The sequence below is a fragment of the Streptomyces sp. NBC_01474 genome (assembly GCF_035918215.1).
Lineage (GTDB): Bacteria > Actinomycetota > Actinomycetes > Streptomycetales > Streptomycetaceae > Streptomyces > Streptomyces aureus.
In genome coordinates this window covers 3,164,394-3,186,047 of sequence record NZ_CP109449.1, presented here as the reverse complement: position 1 = coordinate 3,186,047, position 21,654 = coordinate 3,164,394, and the positions used below count along the sequence as shown (strand labels likewise).

At 71.6% G+C, this 21,654-nt stretch carries 18 protein-coding genes; 9 read left to right on the top strand and 9 right to left on the bottom strand.

Going from position 1 to position 21,654, the window contains the following annotated elements:
* Positions 1-60 precede the first annotated feature (60 nt).
* Positions 61-1,482 (top strand): hypothetical protein, encoded by a 1,422-nt coding sequence (locus OG758_RS14885; protein WP_326710451.1) that lies wholly within the window; start codon positions 61-63, stop codon positions 1,480-1,482.
* 35 nt (positions 1,483-1,517) lie between these two features.
* Here OG758_RS14885 and OG758_RS14880 read toward each other — a convergent pair whose 3' ends face one another.
* Positions 1,518-1,958: an SRPBCC family protein gene (locus OG758_RS14880; protein ID WP_326710450.1), complete on the bottom strand. Its 441-nt coding sequence runs from the start codon at positions 1,956-1,958 to the stop codon at positions 1,518-1,520.
* 139 nt (positions 1,959-2,097) lie between these two features.
* On the opposite strand from OG758_RS14880, the gene OG758_RS14875 reads away from it, so the two are divergent.
* Positions 2,098-3,312 (top strand): cytochrome P450 family protein, encoded by a 1,215-nt coding sequence (locus tag OG758_RS14875; protein ID WP_326710449.1) that lies wholly within the window; start codon positions 2,098-2,100, stop codon positions 3,310-3,312.
* Between the two features lie 27 nt (positions 3,313-3,339).
* Here the strand turns inward: OG758_RS14875 and OG758_RS14870 are convergent, their stop codons facing one another.
* Entirely contained in the window at positions 3,340-4,140 is an 801-nt protein-coding gene (locus tag OG758_RS14870) for a polysaccharide deacetylase family protein (RefSeq protein WP_326710448.1), read from the bottom strand.
* 597 nt (positions 4,141-4,737) lie between these two features.
* Here OG758_RS14870 and OG758_RS14865 point away from each other — a divergent pair.
* A complete protein-coding gene (locus OG758_RS14865; RefSeq protein ID WP_326710447.1) occupies positions 4,738-6,231 on the top strand; it encodes a hypothetical protein in 1,494 nt (497 codons plus the stop codon).
* Here OG758_RS14865 and OG758_RS14860 read toward each other — a convergent pair.
* The 3 genes from OG758_RS14860 to OG758_RS14850 form a co-directional block, all read right to left on the bottom strand.
* Positions 6,204-7,133 (bottom strand): oxygenase MpaB family protein, encoded by a 930-nt coding sequence (locus tag OG758_RS14860; protein WP_326710446.1) that lies wholly within the window; start codon positions 7,131-7,133, stop codon positions 6,204-6,206. The genes OG758_RS14865 and OG758_RS14860 overlap by 28 nt on opposite strands.
* A 138-nt stretch (positions 7,134-7,271) precedes the next feature.
* Positions 7,272-8,636, bottom strand: coding sequence for an MFS transporter (locus OG758_RS14855; protein ID WP_326710445.1), 1,365 nt, complete (start codon positions 8,634-8,636; stop codon positions 7,272-7,274).
* A 217-nt stretch (positions 8,637-8,853) separates the two neighbouring features.
* Complete coding sequence (locus OG758_RS14850; RefSeq protein WP_326710444.1) at positions 8,854-9,519, bottom strand: TetR/AcrR family transcriptional regulator; 666 nt, start codon at positions 9,517-9,519, stop codon at positions 8,854-8,856.
* 128 nt (positions 9,520-9,647) lie between these two features.
* Here OG758_RS14850 and OG758_RS14845 point away from each other — a divergent pair, with 128 nt between their 5' ends.
* Both OG758_RS14845 and OG758_RS14840 read left to right on the top strand, forming a co-directional pair.
* Positions 9,648-10,523 carry a shikimate dehydrogenase gene (locus OG758_RS14845; RefSeq protein ID WP_326710443.1) on the top strand — a complete coding sequence of 292 codons (876 nt, stop codon included), beginning with the start codon at positions 9,648-9,650 and terminating at the stop codon, positions 10,521-10,523.
* A gap of 60 nt (positions 10,524-10,583) precedes the next feature.
* Positions 10,584-12,392 (top strand): bifunctional sugar phosphate isomerase/epimerase/4-hydroxyphenylpyruvate dioxygenase family protein, encoded by a 1,809-nt coding sequence (locus tag OG758_RS14840; protein WP_326710442.1) that lies wholly within the window; start codon positions 10,584-10,586, stop codon positions 12,390-12,392.
* A gap of 26 nt (positions 12,393-12,418) precedes the next feature.
* On the opposite strand, the gene OG758_RS14835 is transcribed toward OG758_RS14840, so the two are convergent.
* Positions 12,419-12,880: a VOC family protein gene (locus OG758_RS14835; protein WP_326710441.1), complete on the bottom strand. Its 462-nt coding sequence runs from the start codon at positions 12,878-12,880 to the stop codon at positions 12,419-12,421.
* Between the two features lie 261 nt (positions 12,881-13,141).
* On the opposite strand from OG758_RS14835, the gene OG758_RS14830 reads away from it, so the two are divergent.
* From OG758_RS14830 to OG758_RS14820, 3 genes are all read left to right on the top strand, one after another.
* Positions 13,142-13,975, top strand: coding sequence for an FAD binding domain-containing protein (locus tag OG758_RS14830; protein WP_326710440.1), 834 nt, complete (start codon positions 13,142-13,144; stop codon positions 13,973-13,975).
* Positions 13,972-16,755: a molybdopterin-dependent oxidoreductase gene (locus tag OG758_RS14825; protein ID WP_326710439.1), complete on the top strand. Its 2,784-nt coding sequence runs from the start codon at positions 13,972-13,974 to the stop codon at positions 16,753-16,755. The genes OG758_RS14830 and OG758_RS14825 overlap by 4 nt, the downstream gene beginning before the upstream one ends.
* 77 nt (positions 16,756-16,832) lie before the next feature.
* A complete protein-coding gene (locus OG758_RS14820) occupies positions 16,833-16,976 on the top strand; it encodes a hypothetical protein (protein ID WP_326710438.1) in 144 nt (47 codons plus the stop codon).
* A 381-nt stretch (positions 16,977-17,357) separates the two neighbouring features.
* On the opposite strand, the gene OG758_RS14815 is transcribed toward OG758_RS14820, so the two are convergent.
* Entirely contained in the window at positions 17,358-18,521 is a 1,164-nt protein-coding gene (locus tag OG758_RS14815) for a magnesium and cobalt transport protein CorA (RefSeq protein ID WP_326710437.1), read from the bottom strand.
* A gap of 193 nt (positions 18,522-18,714) precedes the next feature.
* Between OG758_RS14815 and OG758_RS14810 the strand changes: the two genes are divergently transcribed.
* Complete coding sequence (locus OG758_RS14810; RefSeq protein ID WP_442810321.1) at positions 18,715-19,863, top strand: winged helix DNA-binding domain-containing protein; 1,149 nt, start codon at positions 18,715-18,717, stop codon at positions 19,861-19,863.
* A 33-nt stretch (positions 19,864-19,896) separates the two neighbouring features.
* On the opposite strand, the gene OG758_RS14805 is transcribed toward OG758_RS14810, so the two are convergent.
* The gene (locus OG758_RS14805; protein WP_326710436.1) at positions 19,897-20,541 is read right to left on the bottom strand and encodes a LysE family translocator; all 645 of its coding nucleotides are present in this window, start codon (positions 20,539-20,541) and stop codon (positions 19,897-19,899) included.
* A gap of 92 nt (positions 20,542-20,633) precedes the next feature.
* Positions 20,634-21,551 carry a helix-turn-helix transcriptional regulator gene (locus OG758_RS14800; protein WP_326710435.1) on the bottom strand — a complete coding sequence of 306 codons (918 nt, stop codon included), beginning with the start codon at positions 21,549-21,551 and terminating at the stop codon, positions 20,634-20,636.
* Between the last annotated feature and the right edge of the window lie 103 nt (positions 21,552-21,654).

Below are 21,654 nucleotides of genomic sequence, written 5' to 3'. Positions count from 1 at the left end.
GAGAAGGGGGAGGCGACGATGGCACGTCTCAGGGGGAGCAGGCGCCCGAGGTGGCGCCCGGTGCCGGGTGACACGGTCGACGCGGCACGGCTGCGCGAGGAGATCACCGGGCACGAGGCCGGCACCGGCGGCCCGCTCAGATTCGAGGGGCTGCGCGTACGCGGCCGGCTGGACCTGTCCCGCTGCCGCGTCGACTCCGCGCTCGAACTGGTCGACTGCGTCTTCGACGAGCCACTCCGCCTCGCCGAACTCACCGTCAGCGCACTGGACTTGTCGGGGTCGAAAGCGCCTGCCCTGCACGCGAACCGGGTCACCGTCGGCGGCGACCTGCGGCTGTCCGGGGCCACGCTCGGCAGCGGAACGCCCGTACCCCGTCCGCTGACCGGCCCGCCCGCGGCCGGAGACGGCCCCCGAGTGCCGCGCCGGCTGCCGGAGGACTCCACCTCGGCCGTTGTCGAACTGGCCGACGCGCGCATAGACGGCAACCTCGTCGTCGAACAGCTCACCGTCGCCGACTCGGGCCCCTGGTCCCTGCTCGCCCCCCGCCTGAACGTGTCGGGCTCGGTCCACGCGCGCGGCCTCGTTGCCTCCGGCGCCCTCTATCTGAGGGACGCCCAGATCGCGTACGCCCTCAACCTCAACGGCGCGGACGTCGGCGGCCTGGACGGCACCGGAATCGCCTGCGGGCGCGGCCTGTACGCCGACTGGGGCTTCCGCAGCACCGGGCAGGTGCTGCTGCGCGCCGCCGCGATCGAGGGCGTCGTGACATTCCACGACAGCGTCATCGGCGGACCCACGGGTGCGCTGCTCCTGAGCCGGCTCCGGGTGCCACGGCTCCGCCTCGATCTGCGCGAACCGCCGGCGGGCGCCGTGGTCCTCCAGGACGCGGCCGTCGACGTGCTCGTGGATTCGGCCGCCACGTGGCCCGCCCCGGGCCGGCTCAACCTCGAGGGCTTCACGTACAAGCGCCTCGAAACCGCCGGACCCGTCGACGTCCGCACCCGCGTCGGCTGGCTGACCCGCGACCCGAACGCGGGCGCGGGCTCCTTCGAGCAGCTGGCGACGTCGTACGAGAGCGCGGGTGACGAGCGGTCCGCGCGCCTCGTGCGGCATGCCAGGGAGCGTCATGTGCGCCGCCTCGACCGGCTTTCGGGGCGTGTCTGGGGCCTGGTCCAGGACCTGCTGTTCGGCTACGGCTACGCCCCGCGCCGGGCGCTCGTCTGGTTGCTCTCCCTGGCTGCCGCGGGTTCCCTGTGGTTCGCGTACCACGAGCCGCGCGCGGTCGGCGGCTCCGGGCAGCGGGCCTGGGACCCGGTCCTGTACAGCGTCGACCTGCTCATCCCCGTGGCGAGCCTCGGCTACCGCGGGTCCTGGGATCCGCAGGGCGCGGGCAAGGCCGTCGCCGTCTTCCTCGTGGTCTCCGGCTGGACCCTGGCGACGGCGGTCCTCGCGGGCGCCAGACGCGTCATCGGAAGGGGGTGAGTGATCGGAAGAGGCTGGGTTGTCGGTCGATGGTCTCAAATCCCGTACTGCAGTAGTTTCTTGACGGCACGTCCGAACACCAGGCGGCCCGCCCTCGCGAGCAGGGGGTCGCACCATCGCGGCAGCGGGCTCACACGGATCTCCTCGCGCCACGCGACCAAGGACCCGGAGCCGTACGGCGCCACTTCGATCTCGGCCCAGCCCGTGACGAACGTGCCGCGCTTCTCCAGGCGGCACCGCCCGGCCGAATCGCCGTACGGGGGTGCCCAGTCGACGACCTCCATCGGGTCGTCGAAGATGAGACGCCCCACGCCGGTCCGCGGCACGAAGACGGTGCCCTCGCCGGTCGGGGGCGGGGTCGCGAGCCTGACGCGGGTGAGGGGGACGACGTCCCCGTGCCGCTCCCAGTCCGTCATGCGGCGCCACGCCTCGGCGGCGGAAAGCGGCGATTCACGGGTGATTCGGAAGAAGGCCACGCCCGGATCCTAGAACCGCGGGCGCCCTTCCCGGCGCTGCCCGGCGCGCGCCGGAACTCCGTGCTCCCTAACTCCTAAGACCCTACGATCTGTTGTGCCAATTTGATCAGGATCCCCCCACGCCCGGCTGGAGCGCCACATGACACATGCCCCCCATGTCATCGACCCCGCGGGCCGCGGCCTCCACGCGGAGGCCGATCTGCTGCGCACGCGCGGCTCCGCCGCACTCGTCGAACTCCCGGGCGGTATACGGGCCTGGGCCCCGACCCGGTACGCGGTCCTCAAGCAGCTCCTCGCCGACGACCGCGTGTCCAAGGACCCCAACCAGCACTGGCCCGCCTGGATGAACGGGGAGTTCCGCGAGACCTGGGTCAACTCCTGGGTGGGCGTGACCAACATGTTCACCGCCTACGGCAGCAACCACCGTCGCCTGCGCAAACTGATCTCGCCCGCGTTCACCAAGCGCCGCACCGACGGCCTGCGCCCCCGCGTCGAGGAGCTGACCGCCGGCCTCCTCGACCGGATGGCCGAGTCACCCGACGGCCGCGCCGACCTGCGCGCCGCATACGCGCACCCGCTGCCCATGCAGGTCATCTGCGAGCTGTTCGGCCTGCCCGAGGACCGGCAGGCCGACGCCGCACGCCTCATCGCGGGCATCATGGACACCACTGTCACGCCCGAACAGGCCATGGCCGTCTGGCAGGAGGTGCAGGAGCTCCTCGGAGGTCTGGTCGCCCTCAAGCGCGAGACGCCCGCCGACGACCTCACCAGTGTCCTGATCGCCACCCGCGACGAAGAGGACGGCTCAGGCCTGACGGAGCAGGAGCTCATCGACACGCTGCTGCTCGTCATCGGCGCCGGTCACGAGACGACCGTCAACCTCATCGGCAACGCGGTGCAGGCCCTGCTCAGCCACCCCGGCCAGCTGGCCCGCGTCCTCGCGGGCGAGATCCCCTGGAGCGACGTGATCGAGGAGACCCTGCGCTGGGCCCCCTCGATCGCCAACCTGCCGCTGCGGTACGCCGTCGAGGACATCGAGCTGCCCGACGGCGTCAGGATCCCCCAGGGCGACCCGATCCTCGCGACGTACGCCTCGGCCGGGCGCGACCCGCTCCGCCACGGCGACGACGCGGCATCCTTCGACGTCACGCGCGTGGACAAGGAGCACCTCGCCTTCGGGTACGGCGTCCACTTCTGTGTCGGTGCCCCGCTCGCCCGTCTCGAAGCGGCGATTGCGCTGCCCGCTCTGTTCGAGCGCTTCCCCGGACTGGCTCTCGACGTGAGTGAGGGCGCGGCCCCGCACGTGGAGTCCTTCATCGGCTACGGCTACAGCGAGTTGAGGGTCACCCTGTAGAAACCCGGGTGAGGCGGGGGAGGCGGGTCAGGGCCGGTAGATCTTGCCCGGTTCGGCCTTCCCCGGTGCGAAGAGCTGCGGCACGGTCACGAACACGTAGCCCTTCGCCTTGAGTTCGTCGATGACGCCGGGCACCGCGGGCACGGTGCCCTTGTAGATGTCGTGCAGCAGGATGATGCCGTCGCGCTTCGTCTGGTCGACGACGCGCTTCCTGATCAGGGCCGAGTCGTTCGTCGTGTAGTCCTTGGCCGTCACGCTCCACAGGATCTGGGCGAGCCCCTCCTTCTCGGCGAGCTCGCTGACGTGGTTGTTGGTGCGGCCCTGTGGCGGCCGCATCAGCGTCGGCCGCTTCCCGGTCAGCTTCTCTATCGCGTCGTCCGGCCGCTCGAACTCCTCCCGTATCTGCGCGTCGTCGATGTCGGTGAGGATCTTGTGGTCCCAGGTGTGGCTCGCGACCTCGTGCCCCTCGCGCTCCATGCGTCTGACCAGGTCCGGGTACTTCGCGATGTGGTTCTTGCCGAGCAGGAAGAACGTCGCGGGGACGTGCTTCTCCTTCAGGATGTCGAGCAGCCGCGCGCTGTGCTCGCTCGGGCCCGCGTCGAACGTGAGCGCCACACACTTCGCCTTGCGGCAGTCGACGGTCCCCAGCGAGGCCCCCGCGTTCTTGGCGTCCGTGTGGCTCCTGTCGGCCCTGGCCCCGCTCGGGGCGGTCGTGTCGTACGACGTGCAGCCGCTCAGGCCGAAGGTCAGGGCGCCGGCGGTGAAGAGCGCGGCGGCGGCGTGGAACGCGGCCCTTGTTTTCCTCATCTTCTGAATCGCGGTAGGCATGAGAGGACTATACATAGCGTGTATACGCGCGATGTATAGCCCGGGTGTATAGACGTCCGGCCTGCTGCGATGCCGTTGGGCGGGTACTGATCCCCCCGGTGGTCGTGGCGGGGACGGCCCGACCGGGCGTGCGCGCACGATTGACAGCGCGTGCGCCGTTGCGGATGGTGAACCCCTGGCGCGACGCCTGACGGTTGGGGGACCGAGATGGGTGTGGGGGACGGGCACGCGGGGTCGGGATCCGGGTCGGATTCGGGATCGAGGTCAGGGGCGCCTTCGGGATCGAGGGCGCGGGAGCCGCAGGATGCGGTGCCGGTGGATGCGATTCCCCGGGATGCGGTGGAGCCGGAGCCGGTGCCGGAGGTCGGCCCGAGCGGATCGGCTGCTGCTGACCGTGGCGCCGGCGCGGATCGCCCAGGTGCCGCGCCGAGTTCCGGGCCTCCCGAGTCAGGGGCGCCCGTCACGGCGGGGTCGGCGTCCGGTCCGGCCGCACCCCGACCGCCGAGCCCACCAACGCCGCAGGCGTACCCCGCCGCACCGCCCCCGCCCACCCATCCGCCGGCATTCGGGCCGCCACCGCCACCGCCACGACCACCGGTGGCCCCCGCACCCAAGGCTGCCGCGGATCCCGTGCGGGCCGTTGCCGCCGGCCTGCTCAACCTCACCGGACTCGGGGCCGGTTACTTCCTCCTGCGGCGCTGGGTCCTGGCCGCCGTCTGTCTCGCCGCCACCGCCGTGCTGCTCGTACTCGCGCTGCCCGCCGAGCCCGACGGCGTACCGGCCGGGCTGCTCGTCGGGTACGGGCTCCTGCTGCTCGTCGCCGCCCTGGACGCGGCGCGGCGAGCCGCAACCACTCCACTGCGCAGTCCAGTTGTGGCGATGGCGCTCGGAATCGTGCTGCTCGCCGTGCCCGCCGGAGGCGTCGTCGCGTACGGCGCGGCGCGCGACGACGCCGTGGAGGAGATGCTGCTCGGCCGCCTCGACGACGCCGACGCGCTCGTCGTGAAGGCCGCAGCCCGCGCCACGTTCGCCGAGGGCCGCGCCGACTACACGACCGCGCTCGCCCGCTACCGCGAACTCGCCCACGACCACGCGGGATCCAAGGCCGCCGGACTGGTCCCCGACCGGCTCGACGCCTACTACAAGGCCGTCGCCAAGCCGTACACGGACAAGAAGGACTGCGAGGCGATCGAGCCGCTCACCTATCTGCGGACCGTGCCCGACAAGCGCATGGACCGCCAGGTGCTCGGCTCCCTCGCCACCTGGCCCGACAAACCCCTCGCCGCCTCTCTGTACGCGTGCGGCACGGCCAGACTCGGCACCGGGGCCGCCGGGTCCGACGGCGGTGAACTCGGCCGACTGCTGCGGACATTCCCGAAGTCGGAGCAGGCGGGACAGGTGGGAGGCGCCCTGCGTGACGCCGTCGCCGCACGCGACCGCAGCCTCGGCGGCGCCGAACCCTGCACCGCCACGGACGAACTGCGCGGCATCGGGCGGACGGCCGACGCGCTCCCGGACGATGCGGGGGCGGGCGTGGCAGCCGACGTCGACAAGGCCGTCGAGAAGGGGGTCTACGCCTGCGGGCTCGACGAGTTCAAGGACAAGAAGTTCGGCGACGCCCGCAAGACCCTGGCCGACTTCGCGGACACGTACAAGAACAGCAAGCACCGGGCCAGGGCCGAGGACATCGCGATCGCCGCCGAGATCGCCGGGCTGCGGCCCGCCGCCGGTGATCACCTTCCGCCCGCCGGGAGTCCGGGCGGCGCCCGCATGACGCTCGTCGTCAGCAATGACGGCCCCGGCCCCGTCGAGGTCCTCTACACGGGCCCGGTCACCGGCAGCGTCAAGCTGGCCGCCTGCGGCTCCTGCACGATGTATTCGAGCGAGTCGGCGGGCAGGAGCAAGGCCTGCAAGGCGAACAGGAAGTACCCGAAGGCCACGATCAGGCTGCCCGCCGGGAGCTACCAATTCCTCCACAAGCACAGCGCGGACACGACGGCGGCGATCTCCGACCGCGCCGCCGGGAGCGAGATCAGGCCGGGATACTCGTACACACAGTGCAGTTACGTCGTGCGCGGCGGTGGCCTGTGATCGGCTGACCCCTCGCCGGGCGGTGCCGCGTGCGGGACGGGGCAGCCGCGCAGGCCCGGCGTAGGGAACGTGCCGAGCTCACTGACGCGGTAGCCCTTCGGGTAGCTCTTGATCTCCCAGTTCTGGCGGGCCTGGTGCGGCGCGCGGCGGGGCGGCAGCAGACGTACCGCACGGCCGCGCAGGCGGACGGCGCCCCGCACGAGCGTGCGCGCGAGAGGGCTCGGCGGCTCGTAGTCGAAGGCGCGCAGGAGCGGCTCGTCGAGCAGCGCGACCGTCGCCTTCTTCAACACCGGTTCCAGGATGCCCGGATACCAGGACGCCATGAGGGTGAGCGTCGCGTCCGACACCCGCCGCCCGGCCTCGTCCCGGCCGAAGTGCTCGGCCTCGTACGCGTCGAGGCAGGTCTCGAACTCCTCGTAGGACTCCGGGATGCCCTGGATTCCCATGTGCCGGCCCAGCGCGCGGTAGTAGTGCGCCGAGGCGATCACCTCGTGGCGCGAGAGGCGGCGCCAGCCATAGGTGTCGATCCAGCGTCTGGGAACGACGACGAACGTGCACAGGACGTACCGCATGTCGTCGTTGCTGATGTCGTAGCTGTGGTGCATCTGGTTGATGCGGCGGATCGCCGTGCGCCCCTGGATGCTGTCGAAGCCGTGCTCGACGACGGTGTCGAGCAGGAGCGAGGTGTCGTCGTACCGCTTCTGCGCGCGCTCCGTCAGTTCGGCTGTCCGGTCGAGGAGTTGGCCGATGCTCGGTACGGCGTAGGTGCGGTAGAGCGCCAGTTCCAGTGCCCGCGTGAGGTCCCACGGGAACTCGTAGGTGGCGGTCAGCCGGTAGATCGTCAGCCAGTCCCGGTCCGGGTCGAGCCGCCGGATCTGCCGGAGCCGTTCGTAGCGCTGCATGCCATCCCCCATCTGTGGCCGGGAGATCAACCCTACGGCGCCGCCGCCGCACCGGGACCGCTTCGGCGCGGTATGAATTCCGGCGGTGAAGTGCGGGGCGGCGCAGGGCAGTTCGGGTTCCGGACGGGAAGGGCCGGGTCAGACCCCGGTCGGTACGCGGCCGGCGGCCTCGGCCTCCCGGCTCAGGCCGAGCTGCTCCGCGGGCACCCGGTGCGTCTCGCGCGCGGTGAGGGCCGCGATGACCGGCGGGACGCAGAGCGCAGAGGTGAACAGGGCGACCGCGGACCAGTCGTCACCGCCGGGACCCGCGATCTGAGCGGCGAACGTCACCGCGAACCCGGCCACCGCGAAGCCGATCTGCGTACCGATCGCCACACCGGAGAGCCGCACCCGGGTCGAGAACATCTCGCCGTAGAAGGACGGCCAGATGCCGTTGGCCGCGCTGTACACGACGCCGAAGGTGAGGATGCCGAGGACGAGGACCAGCGGGTACGACCCCGTGCTGATCGCCCACAGGTAGCAGGCCATCAGCACGGCGCTGCCGACGGCGCCCACGAGGTAGACCGGCCTGCGGCCGATACGGTCCGAGAGCTTCGCCCAGAGCGGGATCGCGCCGAGGGCCGCGACGTTGGCGAGGGCGCCCACCCACAGCATCCCGGACCGGTCCATGCCCACCGAGTCGCTCGTCGCGTACGACAGGGCCCACACGGTGAAGATCGTGCTCACCGAGGCGATCAGGGATCCGGCGACGACGCGCAGGACGTCGGCCCAGTGGTCGCGCAGCAGGACGGCCAGCGGCAGCTTCACGACGCCCTCGGTCGCGGCCTGCTTGGCGAAGGCCGGGGTCTCCTCCAGAGTGCGCCGGATCGCGTACCCGACGACGGCGACGGCGACGCTCAGCCAGAACGGGACGCGCCAGCCCCACGAGAGCAGCTGGTCCTCGGGCAGGGCCGCGACCGGGATGAAGACGAGGGTGGCGATGAGCTGGCCGGCCTGGGTACCGCTGAGGGTGAAGCTCGTGAAGAAGCCGCGGCGGCCCGGTGGTGCGTGTTCCAGCGTCATCGAGCTCGCGCTCGCCTGCTCACCCGCGGCGGAGATGCCCTGGAGCACACGGCACAGCACGAGCAGGAGGGGGGCGAGGGAGCCGACCTGCGCGCGGCTCGGCAGACAGCCGATGAGGAACGTCGACAGACCCATGAGGATCAGCGTGAAGACCATGATCTTCTTGCGGCCGAGCCGGTCGCCGATGTGGCCGAGGAAGAGCGCGCCGACGGGGCGGGCGGCGTAGGCGACGCCGAAGGTGGCGAGGGAGAGCAGCGTCGCGTTCGCCGGGTCGGACTCGTCGAAGAAGACCTTGGGGAAGATCAGCGCGGCGGCACTGCCGTAGATGAAGAAGTCGTAGTACTCCAGGGCGCTGCCGGTCCAGGCCGCGAGCGCTGCCTTGCGCGGCTGGCCCTCGGGGGCCCGTGGCGGCGCGGCGGCGCCGGGGGAGGGGACGGTCACGGCGTACTCCTAGGGGGACGCTTCGGCGGTGAAGCGAGCGGAGGGGTGCGGGGTGGTGTCGTGGTGTCTTTCGCCGGCCCTGGGGTGGGGCGATGCGGTTAATTAACCCACTGGGTAGTTAGTAGCGGATGGCTACGGATGTTGCGCTGGCGTTACCCGCGTGTCAAGAGGTGGGCCGCGAAAACTTCCGCAGGGGCCGCCCGCCCGGTGCCCGGCCTCAGTCCTCGGTGCGGTCCGCCGTCAGATAGGCGATGACCATGTCGCCGAGCATGGTCCGGTAGTGCTCGCGCTGCTCCGCCGCCACCAGGTCGCGGCCGAAGAGCGCGCCGAACGTGTGCCGGTTCGAGACCCGGAAGAAGCAGAACGAACTGATCATCGCGTGCAGGTCGACGGCGTCGATGTCGGCCGTGAACAGGCCCGACGCGCGCCCGGCGTCGAGGATGCGCCGGATCACCTCGATCGCGGGCGAATTGAGCGCGCCGAGCTGTTCGGAGGCCGCGATGTGCTCTGCCTCGTGGATGTTCTCGATCGCGACCAGGCGGATGAAGTCGGGATGCGCCTCGTGGTGGTCGAAGGTGAGCTCGGCGAGCCGGCGGATGGCCGCGACCGGGTCCAGGTGGTCGACGTCGACCTCCTGCTCGGCCTGCCGGATCGCCGAGTAGGCGTGCTCCAGAACCGCCGTGAACAGCTGTTCCTTGCCGCCGAAGTAGTAATAGATCATCCGCTTCGTGGTGCGGGTGCGGGCCGCGATCTCGTCGACGCGGGCGCCCGTGTAGCCGGCGCGGGCGAACTCCTGGGTGGCGACGTCGAGGATCTCGGCCTTGGTGCGGGCGGCGTCGCGGATCCGTCCGGCGGGTCGCGTCGGCTCTTCGACTGTGGCCATGCGTTCCTCCGGGTCGGTTCGGTGCTGGTGATTGTAGAAGCAGAGCCGGGGCCGGTGAGTGGCTGCCCTTTCCAGGATGCCGCCTTCCTGGTATTACTAACGAACCAGTTCGTACATTAGGAGAAACGGTGCCTCAGGACTCCTGCCTCGTCGGTCTGATCGGTTCGGGCATCGGCCCCTCGCTGAGCCCCGCGCTCCATGAGCGGGAGGCCGACCGCCAGGGCCTTCGCTATCTCTACCGGCTGATCGACATCGACCCCCTGGGGGCCACCCCCGACCAGGTCGGCGACCTGGTGAGGGCGGCCCGGGCCGTGGGCTACGACGGCCTGAACATCACGCACCCCTGCAAGCAGCTCGTCATCGAGCATCTCGACGAGCTCGCCCCGCAGGCCGAGGCGCTCGGCGCCGTCAACACCGTCGTCTTCGAGGGCGGGCGCGCCGTCGGCCACAACACCGACGTCACCGGATTCGCGGCATCCTTCGCCCGTGGCCTGCCCGACGCCCCGCTCGACCGCGTCGTGCAGCTCGGCGCGGGCGGCGCGGGCGCGGCCGTCGCGCACGCCGTGCTCACCCTGGGCGGCGGCCACCTCACCGTCGTGGACGCGATGCCCGAACGCGCCGCGGGCCTGGCCGCGTCGCTGAACCGGCACTTCGGCGAGGGCCGCGCGTCCGCCGAGACCCCGGACCGCATCGAGGAGCACCTCGCCCGCGCCGACGGCCTCGTCCACGCCACACCCACCGGCATGGCCGCCCACCCCGGACTCCCGCTCCCCGTGCGCCTGCTGCGCCCGTCCCTATGGGTGGCGGAAGTCGTCTACCGGCCGCTGGAGACGGAACTGCTGAGCACCGCACGGGAGTTGGGCTGCGCCACACTCGACGGCGGGGGCATGGCGGTGTTCCAGGCCGCCGACGCGTTCCGGCTCTTCACGCGCCGCGAGCCGGACAGTACGCGGATGCTCGCGGACATCGCCGAACTGGCGGGCGTGGCGGCCGCACGGGGCTGACCCCGCCCGCCACAGCCGACTCGTCCCCCCCACCCCGTCCCCCTCCCAAGGAGCACCGCCGTGCGCACCTCGATCGCCACCGTCTCGCTCAGTGGATCCCTGACCGAGAAACTCACCGCCGCCGCCTCCGCCGGATTCGACGGGGTGGAGATCTTCGAGAACGATCTCCTCGCGAGTCCCCTGACCCCCGAGGAGATCAGGGCCCGCACCGCCGACCTCGGCCTGACCATCGACCTCTACCAGCCGATGCGGGACATCGAGGCCGTGCCGCCGAAGGAGTTCGAGCGGAATCTGCGCCGCGCCGAGCACAAGTTCCGGCTGATGAACCGGCTCGGCACGGACACCGTCCTGGTGTGCTCCAGCGTCTCGCCCCTCGCCGTCGACGACGACGCGCTCGCCGCCGAACACCTCCACCGGCTCGCGCAGTCGGCGCAGGAACACGGCGTCCGCGTCGCCTACGAAGCACTCGCCTGGGGCCGCCACGTCAGCACGTACGACCACGCCTGGCGCATCGTCGAGGCGGCGGGGCACCCGGCACTCGGCACCTGTCTGGACAGCTTCCACATCCTCGCCCGCGGCTGTGACCCCAAGGGCATCGAGGCCATCCCCGGCGAGAAGATCTTCTTCCTCCAGCTCGCCGACGCCCCGCTGATGGCGATGGACGTGCTCCAGTGGAGCCGCCACTACCGCTGTTTCCCCGGGCAGGGCGGCCTGGACGTGACCGGACTCGTCCGGCACGTGATCAACGCCGGATATACGGGCCCGCTCTCGCTGGAGGTGTTCAACGACGTCTTCCGGCAGGCCGACGCGGGCCCCACCGCCGTCGACGCCCGGCGCTCCCTGATGCTCCTCCAGGAGGCCGCCGGGATCGCGGCGCCGCCCGCACCGGTCCAGCCCACCGGCTTCGCCTTCGCGGAACTCACCACCCCGGACGCCGGTGCCGTGTCCTCGCTCCTCGCCGCGCTCGGCCTGGCGCGGACGGCCAGGCACCGCAGCAAGCCCGTCGAACTGTGGCAGCGCGGCGACGCCCGCATCCTCGTCACCACGGATCCGGTCCGCCACCGCGACGGGCTCGCCCTCGCCGCGCTCGGCCTGGAATCCCCCGACCCGGTGGGCGCGGCGGCCCGCGCCGAGTCGCTGCTCGCTCCCGTACTGCCGCGTTTCCGGGCACCGCAGGACGCCCCGCTGGACGCGGTGGCGGCGCCCGACGGCGTGGAGATCTTCTTCTGTGCGACGGACCGGGCGGGCCTGCCGAACTGGCGGGAGGACTTCCCACCCCTGAGTGGTGACGGCGCCGGAGACCGGGACCCGCGGGGCGCCGTCCTGCGCATCGACCACCTCGCCCTGACCCAGCCCTGGCACCAGTTCGACGAGGCCGCGCTCTTCCACCGCACGGTCCTCGGGCTCAGGCCCCAGGAAAGCGTCGACGTCGCCGACCCCTACGGGCTGCTGCGCAGCCGTGCCGTCACGAACGACGACGGCACGGTGCGGATCGCCCTCGGTATAGGCCCCGGCCCTTCCGACGACGCCGGCCGCGCCCAGCACATCGCCCTGGCGACGGACGACGTGGTCGCCGCCGCGCGCGCCTTCCAGGACGCGGGCGGGCGCCCGCTGCCCGTACCGCCCAACTACTACGACGACTTGGCGGCGCGCTTCGAGTTCGCCCCGGGCGAGGCGGAGACGTACCGGGAGCTCGGCATCCTCTACGACCGCGACGAGCACGGCACCTTCCGGCACTTCTACACGGAGACGGTCGGCCGGGTGTTCTTCGAAGTGGTCCAGCGCGACGGCGGATACCGCGGTTACGGAGCCCAGAACGCCCCCGTCCGCCTCGCCGCCCAGCACGCACTGCGCCCCGGACGCAGGTAGGCCCCGCGCGGTACCGCCGCGACGCGTCAGTCCAGGCAGAACTCGTTCCCCTCCGGGTCGGTCATCACGATGTAGCCCGCACTCAGCGGGGGAGCGGGCTCGTCGCGGCGTACCCGCGCGGCGCCAAGGGTGACGAGCCGGGCGCACTCGGCCTCGAGCGCCGTCATCCGCTCCTCTCCCTCAAGACCGGGGGCCGCACGGACGTCGAGGTGGACGCGGTTCTTGCCGGCCTTGTCCTCCGGCACCTGCTGGAAGAACAGCCTCGGGCCCCGCCCGTCCGGGTCCTCGACGGCCGAATGCCTGTTGCGCTGCCCCTCCGGTACGCCGATCCGCGTGAGGAAGTCGTCCCACGCGGCCAGCGGGTCGGCGCCCGCGGGAACCTCGACGCCGGGTGGCCCGGGGTGGACGTAGCCCAGTACGTCGCGCCAGAACGATGACAGTGCCCTCGGGTCGTGGGCGTCGAAAGTGACCTGGATGTGGCGGCTCACAGAGTGCTCCGTTCGCAGCGGGGTGCGTGTGTGCGGGCAAGCGGTCCGCAGGACAGTGCGTCCGCGTCCCTCAGGCCACCCTGACACTTCTCGCGGACAGATTCGGTCCGTGAGCCCGGTGTGCCGGAGCCGAAAGCTGCTTGGTCGTTCAACCAATGCCCACGCCGCCGCGGTGACGTTTTCCGTGTGGTGCACCAGTCGTTTCCGGCCCTGCTCCCGGCTTCACTGGCTGTGAGGAAGCAGCTGAGGGGCGTTGGAGACATGGATCTGAACACGGTGAAGGAAGTGCGTGACGCGCGGCTGCGTGAGCCGTGGCAACCGGGCGACGCATGGCTCGGCGGGGGCACGTACCTGTTCTCCGAGCCGCAGCCCCATCTGCGGCGCCTGGTGGATCTGAGCCGCATGGGCTGGGAGCCGCTCACCCTCGGCGAGGACGGCTCGCTGGAGATCGCGGCAACGTGCACCATCGCCCAACTCTCCCGTTTCGGGCGGAAGTTCGGGGCCGCGGCGGCGCCGCTGATCGAGCAGTGCTGCCGTGCCTTTCTGGCCTCGTTCAAGATCTGGAACATGGCGACCGTGGGCGGGAACCTGTGCAACGGGCTGCCGGCCGGACCCGTGATCTCGCTGACCGCCGCACTCGACGGCACCTGTCTGCTCCAGTCGCAGGCAGGGGTGAGGCGGACCGTGAAGGTCGCCGACTTCATCACCGGCGCGGGCCGCAAGGACCTCGGCGAGGGGGAGCTGCTCCGCTCGGTCACCCTGCCCGCTCGGGCACTCGGCTGCCGTACGGCCTTCCGCCAGGCGTCGCTGTACGGGCTCGGCCGCTCGGGAGCGCTGGTCGTCGGGACGCTCGATCCGGTGGACGGGTCGATGGCGGTGACGATCAGCGCGGCGACCGTACGGCCGTTCCGCCTCTGGTTCCCGCTGCCGCCCGACAAGGGCGAACTCCGGCGGACGATCGAGGCGGCCGTGGGCGACGACGACTGGTTCGACGACATCCACGGACTGCCCGAGTGGCGACGGCACATGGGCTTCCGCCTCGCCGAGGAAGTCCGCCATGAACTGACCCGGCTCTCCCAGGACGGTGCACGATGAGCTTCGACATCGAGGTCAACGCCCAGCACTTCGACACCGAGCCACGTGCGGGCCAGTGTCTGCGTACGTATCTGCGCGAGCGCGGCTGGTTCGGGGTGAAGAAGGGCTGCGACGCGGGCGACTGCGGCGCCTGCACGGTCCATGTGGACGGGGAGCCTGTCCACAGCTGCCTGTATCCGGCCGTGCGGGCACAGGGCCGCTCCGTGACGACCGTCGAGGGCCTCGCGTCCCCGGAGGGTGAACTCCACCCCGTCCAGCAGAAGTTCCTCGGCGCCCAGGGGTTCCAGTGCGGCTTCTGCACCGCCGGATTCCTGATGACGACGGCCGCCCTCGAAGCCGAGCGGGGCACCGAACACGACGACGGCAAACTGGACGACCTGCCCCGCGCCTTCAAGGGCAACATCTGCCGGTGCACCGGATACCGCGCCATCGAGGACTCCGTGCGGGGCGTGCGGCACACCGAACGCCCCTGTGCGGGCAAGGCGGTCGGCAAGAGCCTCGGCGCGCCCGCGGGCCCCCAGGTCGTGACCGGCACCGCCCGCTACACCTTCGACGTCGAGGTGCCCGGCCTCCTCCACATGAAGCTGCTGCGCTCCCCGCACCCGCACGCCCGCATCGTCTCCATCGACACCGCGGACGCCCTGCGCGTGCCCGGTGTGCACGCCGTCCTCACCCACGAGGACGCCCCCGAGACCCTGTACTCCTCGGCCCGTCACGAGCACCCCACCGAGGACCCCGACGACACCCGCGTCCTCGACGACACCGTCCGCTACGTCGGCCAGCGCGTCGCCGCCGTGGTCGCCGACAGCGAACAGGCCGCCGAGGAAGGCTGCCGACGGGTGGACGTCGTCTACGAGCAACTCCTCTACGTCACCGACCCCGAGAAGGCGATGGCCCCCGGCGCCCCCGTCATCCACGAGGGCAAGGGTCCGGAGGTGCGGATCTCCCGTGTGGAGAACAACGTCGCCGGCGAAGTGCACGGCGAGATCGGCTCCGTCGAGGTCGGCTTCGCCGACGCGGACGTCGTCCACGAGGAGACCTTCCGCACCCAGCGCGTCCAGCACGCGAGCCTGGAGACCCACGGCTGCGTCGCCTACTTCGAGCCCAAGGAGGACGGCACCGGCGAACGCCTCACCGTCCGCTCCTCCACCCAGACCCCGTTCCTGACGCGCCGCGCCCTGTGCGCCCTGTACGGGCTGCCCGAGGACGAGGTGCGTGTCGTCGCCGGGCGCGTGGGCGGCGGCTTCGGCGGCAAGCAGGAGATGCTGACGGAGGACATCGTCACGCTGGCGGCGCTGAAACTGCGGCGGCCGGTGAAGCTGGAGTACACCCGCGCGGAGCAGTTCTACGGAGCGACCACCCGCCACCCCTTCACCATCGGCATCAAGGTCGGCGCCCGCACCGACGGCACTTTGACCGCGATCCAGATGCGCGTCGTCTCCAACACCGGCGCCTACGGCAACCACGGCCCCGCCGTCATGTTCCACAGCGTCGGCGAGTCGTTCGCCGTCTACCGCGCCCCGCACAAGAAGGTCGACGCGTTCTCCGTCTACACGAACGTCGTCCCGGCGGGCGCCTTCCGCGGTTACGGCCTTGGCCAGGTCACCTTCGCCGTCGAATCGGTCATGGACGAGCTGGCCCGCCGTCTCGGCATGGACCCGCTGGTCTTCCGGGAGAAGAACATCATCGGCCCCGGCGAGCACATGCTCAGCCCGATCGGCGAGGAGGAGGACCTCCACATCGCCTCGTACGGTCTCGACCAGTGCCTGGGGGTCGTGCGCAAGGCGATCGCCGAGGACACCAGCGCCGGGCAGGCCCCCGAGGGCTGGCTGGTCGGGCAGGGCACGGCGATGGCGATGATCGCGACCGGTCCACCCGGCGGGCACTACGCCGACGCCCGCGTGTCGCTCCTGGCCGACGGGACGTACGACATCGCCGTCGGCACGGCCGAGTTCGGCAACGGCACCACCACCGTCCACAAGCAGATCACCGCCGGCGCCCTGAACACCACCGAGGACCGCCTCACGGTCCGGCAGTCCGACACCGACGTCGTCCGCCACGACACCGGCGCCTTCGGCTCAGCGGGCACGGTGGTGGCCGGAAAAGCCGTCCTCCTCGCCGCCGGCTCGCTCGCCGAACGACTGCGGACCTTCGCCGCCCGGCACACGGGCGTCGCCCGCCACCTGTGCGTACTCGGGGCCGAGGCCGTCGACTGCGCGGGCCGGGTGGTGACGCTGAAGGAGCTGTACGAGGCGGCCGAGGCGAAGGGCGCGACGGACGAGGTGGCCGCCGACGGCCACTGGGGCGGCTCGCCCCGCTCCGTCGCCTTCAACGCCCAGTGGTTCCGCCTCGCCGTCGACCCCGGCACCGGCGAGATCCGCATCCTGCGCAGCGTCCACGCCGCCGACGCGGGCAAGGTCATGAACCCGATGCAGTGCCGCGGCCAGGTCGAGGGAGGCGTCGCGCAGGCGCTCGGGGCGACGCTCTTCGAGACGGTACGCGTCGACGACCGCGGCGAGGTCACGACCGCCGCTTTCCGCCGCTACCGCCTCCCGCAGTACGCCGACGTCCCGCGCACCGAGGTCCACTTCATGGAGACCACCGACGCCATCGGCCCGCTCGGCGCCAAGTCGATGAGCGAGAGCCCCTTCAACCCGGTCGCCCCCGCCTTCGCCAACGCGCTGCGCGACGCCACCGGCGTCCGCTTCACCGAGATGCCGGTCACCCGCGACCGCGTCTGGCTCGCCCTCGACCGGCACAACTCCGTTCCGGGCGCTTGATTCGGCCTGAACGGATCTCGGATTGAACGGAGTTCGGGCGGAACGGAGTTCGGGCGGAACGGAAGAGGAACGGCACCATGGCAGCACCCGACCGGACGGACGAACGGCTATGTGCCTCGGGCCTCGTGGAGGGCCGGCGGACGGCCCAGGCCCTGTTCGCCGGGGCTCGAGAGCACCAGGGCTTCGGCGGCTCGTACAAGGGGCTCCTCGACCTGGCGTGACGTGGGCTGCCTGTGAACATTGCCCCAGCCGGAGGTGCGGAAGCAGCGACCGGTCCTGCGTGCCAACCGTCTTGTCCCGAGCAGGTGTTGGGGCAGAGAAGGCGTTGCGTGCAGGGGTTCCTTGAACTCCTCGCGGCGCGGACCGAGCGCGGGGCGCCTTCGGCGGACGTCATGCGGCGGCGATCGGGGGAACAGGTCATGCAGTGCAGACGCCGGCTCGCATGCAGCCGACGCGTAGCGCCCACGTGGCGGCCATGGTGGTTGTCCAGGCGTCCCGGACAGCACAGGATCCAGCCAAGGCGGACACCGCCGCTACCGCTGCCGCTACCTCCTTCGACGTTCCTCAGGTTCCCCCAAGCCATGTGATCAGCAGCTCGTCGTTCACAGCCAGTCCCGCCGCTTGAAGATGAAGTACAGGCTCACGCACACCACCGCCATCAGCAGGATCGCGAACGGGTAGCCGTACCCCCAGCCCAGCTCCGGCATGTGGTCGAAGTTCATGCCGTAGATCGTGCCGACCAGGGTCGGGGCGAAGAGGATGGCCGCCCAGGACGAGATCTTCTTGATCTCCTCGTTCTGCTCGAAGCCCGCCTCCGCCAGTGCCCGCATCTCCGCGTTCTGCTGCTGGGTCACCTGCGTCGCGTTCACCGTCAGGATGTCCGCGAGGGCCTGGCGGAAGCCGTCGACCCGTTCGCTGGTGTGCGTGACGTGGTCGGCCACGTCCCGCAGGTAGCGCTGGAGTTCCTCGTCCGTGCCGTACTTGGCGAAGCCCGCCATCAGTCCGTGCAGCATGCCGACCAGGGGGCGGGTGGCGCGCTGGAACTCGACCATCTCGCGCGAGAGTTCGTAGATGCGCCGGGACACCTCGGGCGCACCGCTGAACACCTCCGTCTCGATCTCGTCGATGTCCGTCTGGACGCCGGCGACGACCGGGGCGTAGCCGTCCACCACCGCGTCGAGGATCGCGTAGAGCACCGCCTCGGGGCCGAGTTTCAGCAGCTCGGGGGAGTCTTCCATGCGGCGGCGCACACCGGACAGGTCGGGTGCCGCGCCGTGGCGGACCGTGATGACGAAGTCCGCGCCGACGAACACGTGCAGCTCCCCGAACTCGACCTCCTCCGGGGCGTCCAGGTAGCGGGCGGCGCGCAGGACGACGAACAGCGTGTCCCCGTACCGCTCCAGCTTCGGCCGCTGATGTGCCTCCAGCGCATCCTCGACCGCGAGCGGGTGCAGGTCGAACTCGCCTGCCAGGGAAAGGAGTTCGGACTCGGTCGGGCGGGCCAGGCCGATCCATGCCATGCCGTCCGGCTGCTCGCCCAGCTCGCGGAACGTCTCGGCGAGCGTCGCGGGCGACGACACCCGTACCCCGTCCCGGTACAGCGCCGCCTGCACCACGCTGCCCGTCTCCGACGCGGGGCTCGTGGGCGTGGCGGGCGGGGGCGGAGTGGTGTCGGGCCGAGGCGGGTTCACCGGCGGCTGTCCGGCGGTGCGGCGCCACATGTACTTCTTCGGTTCCACTCCGGGGCGGGCCCGCCGCTCTGCCATGTCTCCGCCTTGCGTGTCGAAACGGCTGTCACTTCGGCCACTGTGCAGGATATATGGCCCCAATACGGCCGGTGCGGGGTGATCACGGGGTGATCGTCGGGGGAGGGCGGGTGCGAGGGCGGGCCCACCCCTGGTCGCCGGGCCTGTGACTTGAGGCCAGGACTTGTCCGCAACTCCCGCTAGCGTGCTGAGCATGACCATGAAACGGAGCGCGGCCCCGTCGGGCATGCGTCGCACGGCTGCTCCCACCCTGTCGGCCCGTGCCCTGGGGCGTGCCACCCTCGATCGTCAGTTCCTGCTGCGCCGCTCGCCGGTCACCGTGAAGGGCGCCGTGGAACATCTGCTGGGGCTCCAGGCGCAGAACGTGAAGCCGCCCTACGGCGCGCTCGCCGCCCGGCTCGACGGCTTCGACCCCGCCGAGCTCTCCCGGCTCCTCGAAAACCGCGAGGTCGTCCGTATCGCCACCATGCGCTCGACCGTCCACCTCCACAACGCCGACGACTGCATGAGCCTGCGGCCGCTCGTCCAGCCCGCGCTCGAGCGGGAGTTGAAGATGCTGGCGAAGGGCCTCCCGGGTGTCGACCTCGACCGGCTCGCCGCGCTCACCAAGGCGTACGTCGAGCAGGAGCCGCGCACCCCCAAGCAGATCCGGGAACTGCTTCTCGCCGAGTGGCCCGACGCCGACCCTCTCGCCCTCACGATCGCCGTCCGCTGCCGGCTGCCGCTCGTGCAGGCCACACCGCGCGGGCTGTGGAAGCGCAGCGGCCAGGTCGCCCTGACGACCGCCGAGCACTGGCTCGACCGCGCCGCCGGCCCGGCGCCCGCCCCGGACGACACCGTCCTGCGCTATCTGGCCGCGTTCGGGCCCGCCTCCGTCAAGGACATGCAGCAGTGGGCGGGCCTGACCCGCATGAAGGAGGTCTTCGAGCGGCTGCGGCCGCAGTTGGCCACCTTCCGTGACCCGCACGGCGTCGAGCTCTTCGACCTGCCCGACGCACCTCGCCCCGACGAGGACACCCCCGCCCCACCGCGTCTCCTGCCGGAGTTCGACAACCTGCTGCTCTCGCACGCCGACCGCACCCGCCACGTGCCGCTCGCCTACAAGGACAGCACCTGGAAGGGGAACATCGCCTATCCCGCCTTCCTCGTCGACGGCCTGCTCGCCGGGCTCTGGAAGCTCGACGAGGCCAAGAACGCCTCCGCCACGCTCACCCTCCAGCCCTTCGGGAAGCTCACCGCGGGGCAGCGCGACGCCCTCACGCACGAGGCCGGGGCCACCGCGCGCACGCTGGGGGTCGCGGGCGCGTGCGACATCCGATTCGGGACCGTACGGCCCGAGTAGCGGCAGTCGCAGCGCTGGGCCGGCCGTCGGGGATCAGTCGGCGCGGCCCGTCGCCGCGACCGTCACGCCCAGGCCGATCATCGCGAAGCCTCCCGTGCCGCCGATCAGTGACAGGCGCCGGTCGGACCGGGAGAACCACGTACGCGCGGCGGACGCCGTCAGGCCCCACAGCGTGTCCGTGACCAGGCCGATCGAGATCGGCATCAGTCCCAGCAGGAGCATCTGCGCGGGCACTTGACCTGCCGAGTGGTCCACGAACTGCGGCAGGACCGCCGCGAAGAAGACGATGCCCTTGGGGTTGGTGACCCCGACGAGCGCGCCGTCCGCAACCGTTCGCAGATCACCGCGCGGCGGGCCCTGCGGCCCCCGGATGTCCTCGGCCCGCATCTCTTTGCGGTGCCGGAAAGCCTGCACGCCGAGGAGGACCAGATACGCGGCTCCCGCCAGCTTCACCGCCATGAACACCCCGGCTGAGCGCTCCACCAGGGAACCGATCCCGAGCGCCACGGCCACCACGAGCACGTACGAGCCGATGACATTGCCGAGCGCGGTCGCGACCGCCGTCCGCCGGCCGTGCGCGAGCGCGCGCCCGATCACGAACAGCACGCTCGGCCCGGGGATCACGATCACGAGGAGCGACATCGCCGCGAAGGCGAGATACCGGTCGGTGGACACCATGTTCCCCAGCATGTCCCGCGCCCCCTGTCCCGTCCATGGCGCACCTGAGGCAGTGCTCCCGAACTCCCGAGGTCATTGCCCTCAAGGAGCGGCTAAGGCAGCAGCCCCGCCCTGCGTGACGCCACCACCGCCTCCAGGCGCGTGTGCGCGCCCAGTTTCCGCATCGCCGAACGCAGATAGCCCTTGACCGTCTCGGGCCGCAGGCCGAGCCGCTCGGCCGTGACCGCGTTCGTCGCGCCCGTGGCCACGCACGCGAGGACGTCCACTTCGCGTGGCGTGAGGCCCACGTCTCGTACGGGTGGCGGAGCCGTCGCCGAGGCGAGCCGCCCGCACACCGCGAGGAGTTCCTCGCGCAGTGCCGGATCCATGACGCGGGGCGCGAGCGCCCGCAGCGCGCCGTGTGCCTCGCGCACCTCCTCCCACGCCGCCGAACCGACCGCCGCGCCGGCCCCCGAACCGGCCGCCGTACCGCCCGCACCAGCAACCGGCCCAGCCACCGGGCCGGCGGCCCCCGCTCCCGCCACCGCCGCCAGCAGCGCCCGCGCCTCGTCCCTTACCACCAGCGCCTGTTCCACGTCGCGCGCGGCCGCGACCGCCTCGCCCAGCGTGCGGTCGCCCAGTGGCTGGGCGCTGCGCAGGGCACCGTAGAGGACGCCACGGACCCGGCGGCGTACGACGACGGGGACCGCGAGGACCGAGAGCAGGCCCTCGGCCGCGACCGCCGCGTCGTACTCGTGGCTGATGTGCCGCGACACCGGGTAGTCCGTGACGGCGCACGGCCGGGACAGGGCGAGCGCCTTTCCGCCCAGGCCGTTGCCCGTCGCGATGGCGAGACCGCGGAGCGCGCCCGTCACCGCGCCGCTCAGCTCACCGATGCGCACCGAGCCGGTGCCGGCCGTCATGATGCCGCCCGTCATGAGTCCGCCGAACGCGACGGGCAGTCCCGTGCCCCGGCGCAGCCGCACCAGAGCGGCACGCATCTCCACCGCGTCGGCCCCGTCTGCGCTCACTCGCCGTGTCCCTCCAGAGAGCGGGTCGTCCACCACCCCCGTCCGGGGGTGGTGAGATCTGCGTCACGGATTACACGATGGCACGCACGGTCCGCAATGAGGA

What these genes read in the sequence shown, in the direction of transcription:
- OG758_RS14815 (WP_326710437.1), bottom strand. Translation starts at nt 18,521, where the DNA reads ATGGCAGAGCGGCGGGCCCGCCCCGGAGTGGAACCGAAGAAGTACATG.
- OG758_RS14805 (WP_326710436.1), bottom strand. Translation starts at nt 20,541, where the DNA reads ATGGTGTCCACCGACCGGTATCTCGCCTTCGCGGCGATGTCGCTCCTC.
- OG758_RS14820 (WP_326710438.1), top strand. Translation starts at nt 16,833, where the DNA reads ATGGCAGCACCCGACCGGACGGACGAACGGCTATGTGCCTCGGGCCTC.
- OG758_RS14810 (WP_442810321.1), top strand. Translation starts at nt 18,715, where the DNA reads ATGACCATGAAACGGAGCGCGGCCCCGTCGGGCATGCGTCGCACGGCT.
- OG758_RS14830 (WP_326710440.1), top strand. Translation starts at nt 13,142, where the DNA reads ATGGATCTGAACACGGTGAAGGAAGTGCGTGACGCGCGGCTGCGTGAG.
- OG758_RS14825 (WP_326710439.1), top strand. Translation starts at nt 13,972, where the DNA reads ATGAGCTTCGACATCGAGGTCAACGCCCAGCACTTCGACACCGAGCCA.
- OG758_RS14860 (WP_326710446.1), bottom strand. Translation starts at nt 7,133, where the DNA reads ATGCAGCGCTACGAACGGCTCCGGCAGATCCGGCGGCTCGACCCGGAC.
- OG758_RS14870 (WP_326710448.1), bottom strand. Translation starts at nt 4,140, where the DNA reads ATGCCTACCGCGATTCAGAAGATGAGGAAAACAAGGGCCGCGTTCCAC.
- OG758_RS14850 (WP_326710444.1), bottom strand. Translation starts at nt 9,519, where the DNA reads ATGGCCACAGTCGAAGAGCCGACGCGACCCGCCGGACGGATCCGCGAC.
- OG758_RS14875 (WP_326710449.1), top strand. Translation starts at nt 2,098, where the DNA reads ATGACACATGCCCCCCATGTCATCGACCCCGCGGGCCGCGGCCTCCAC.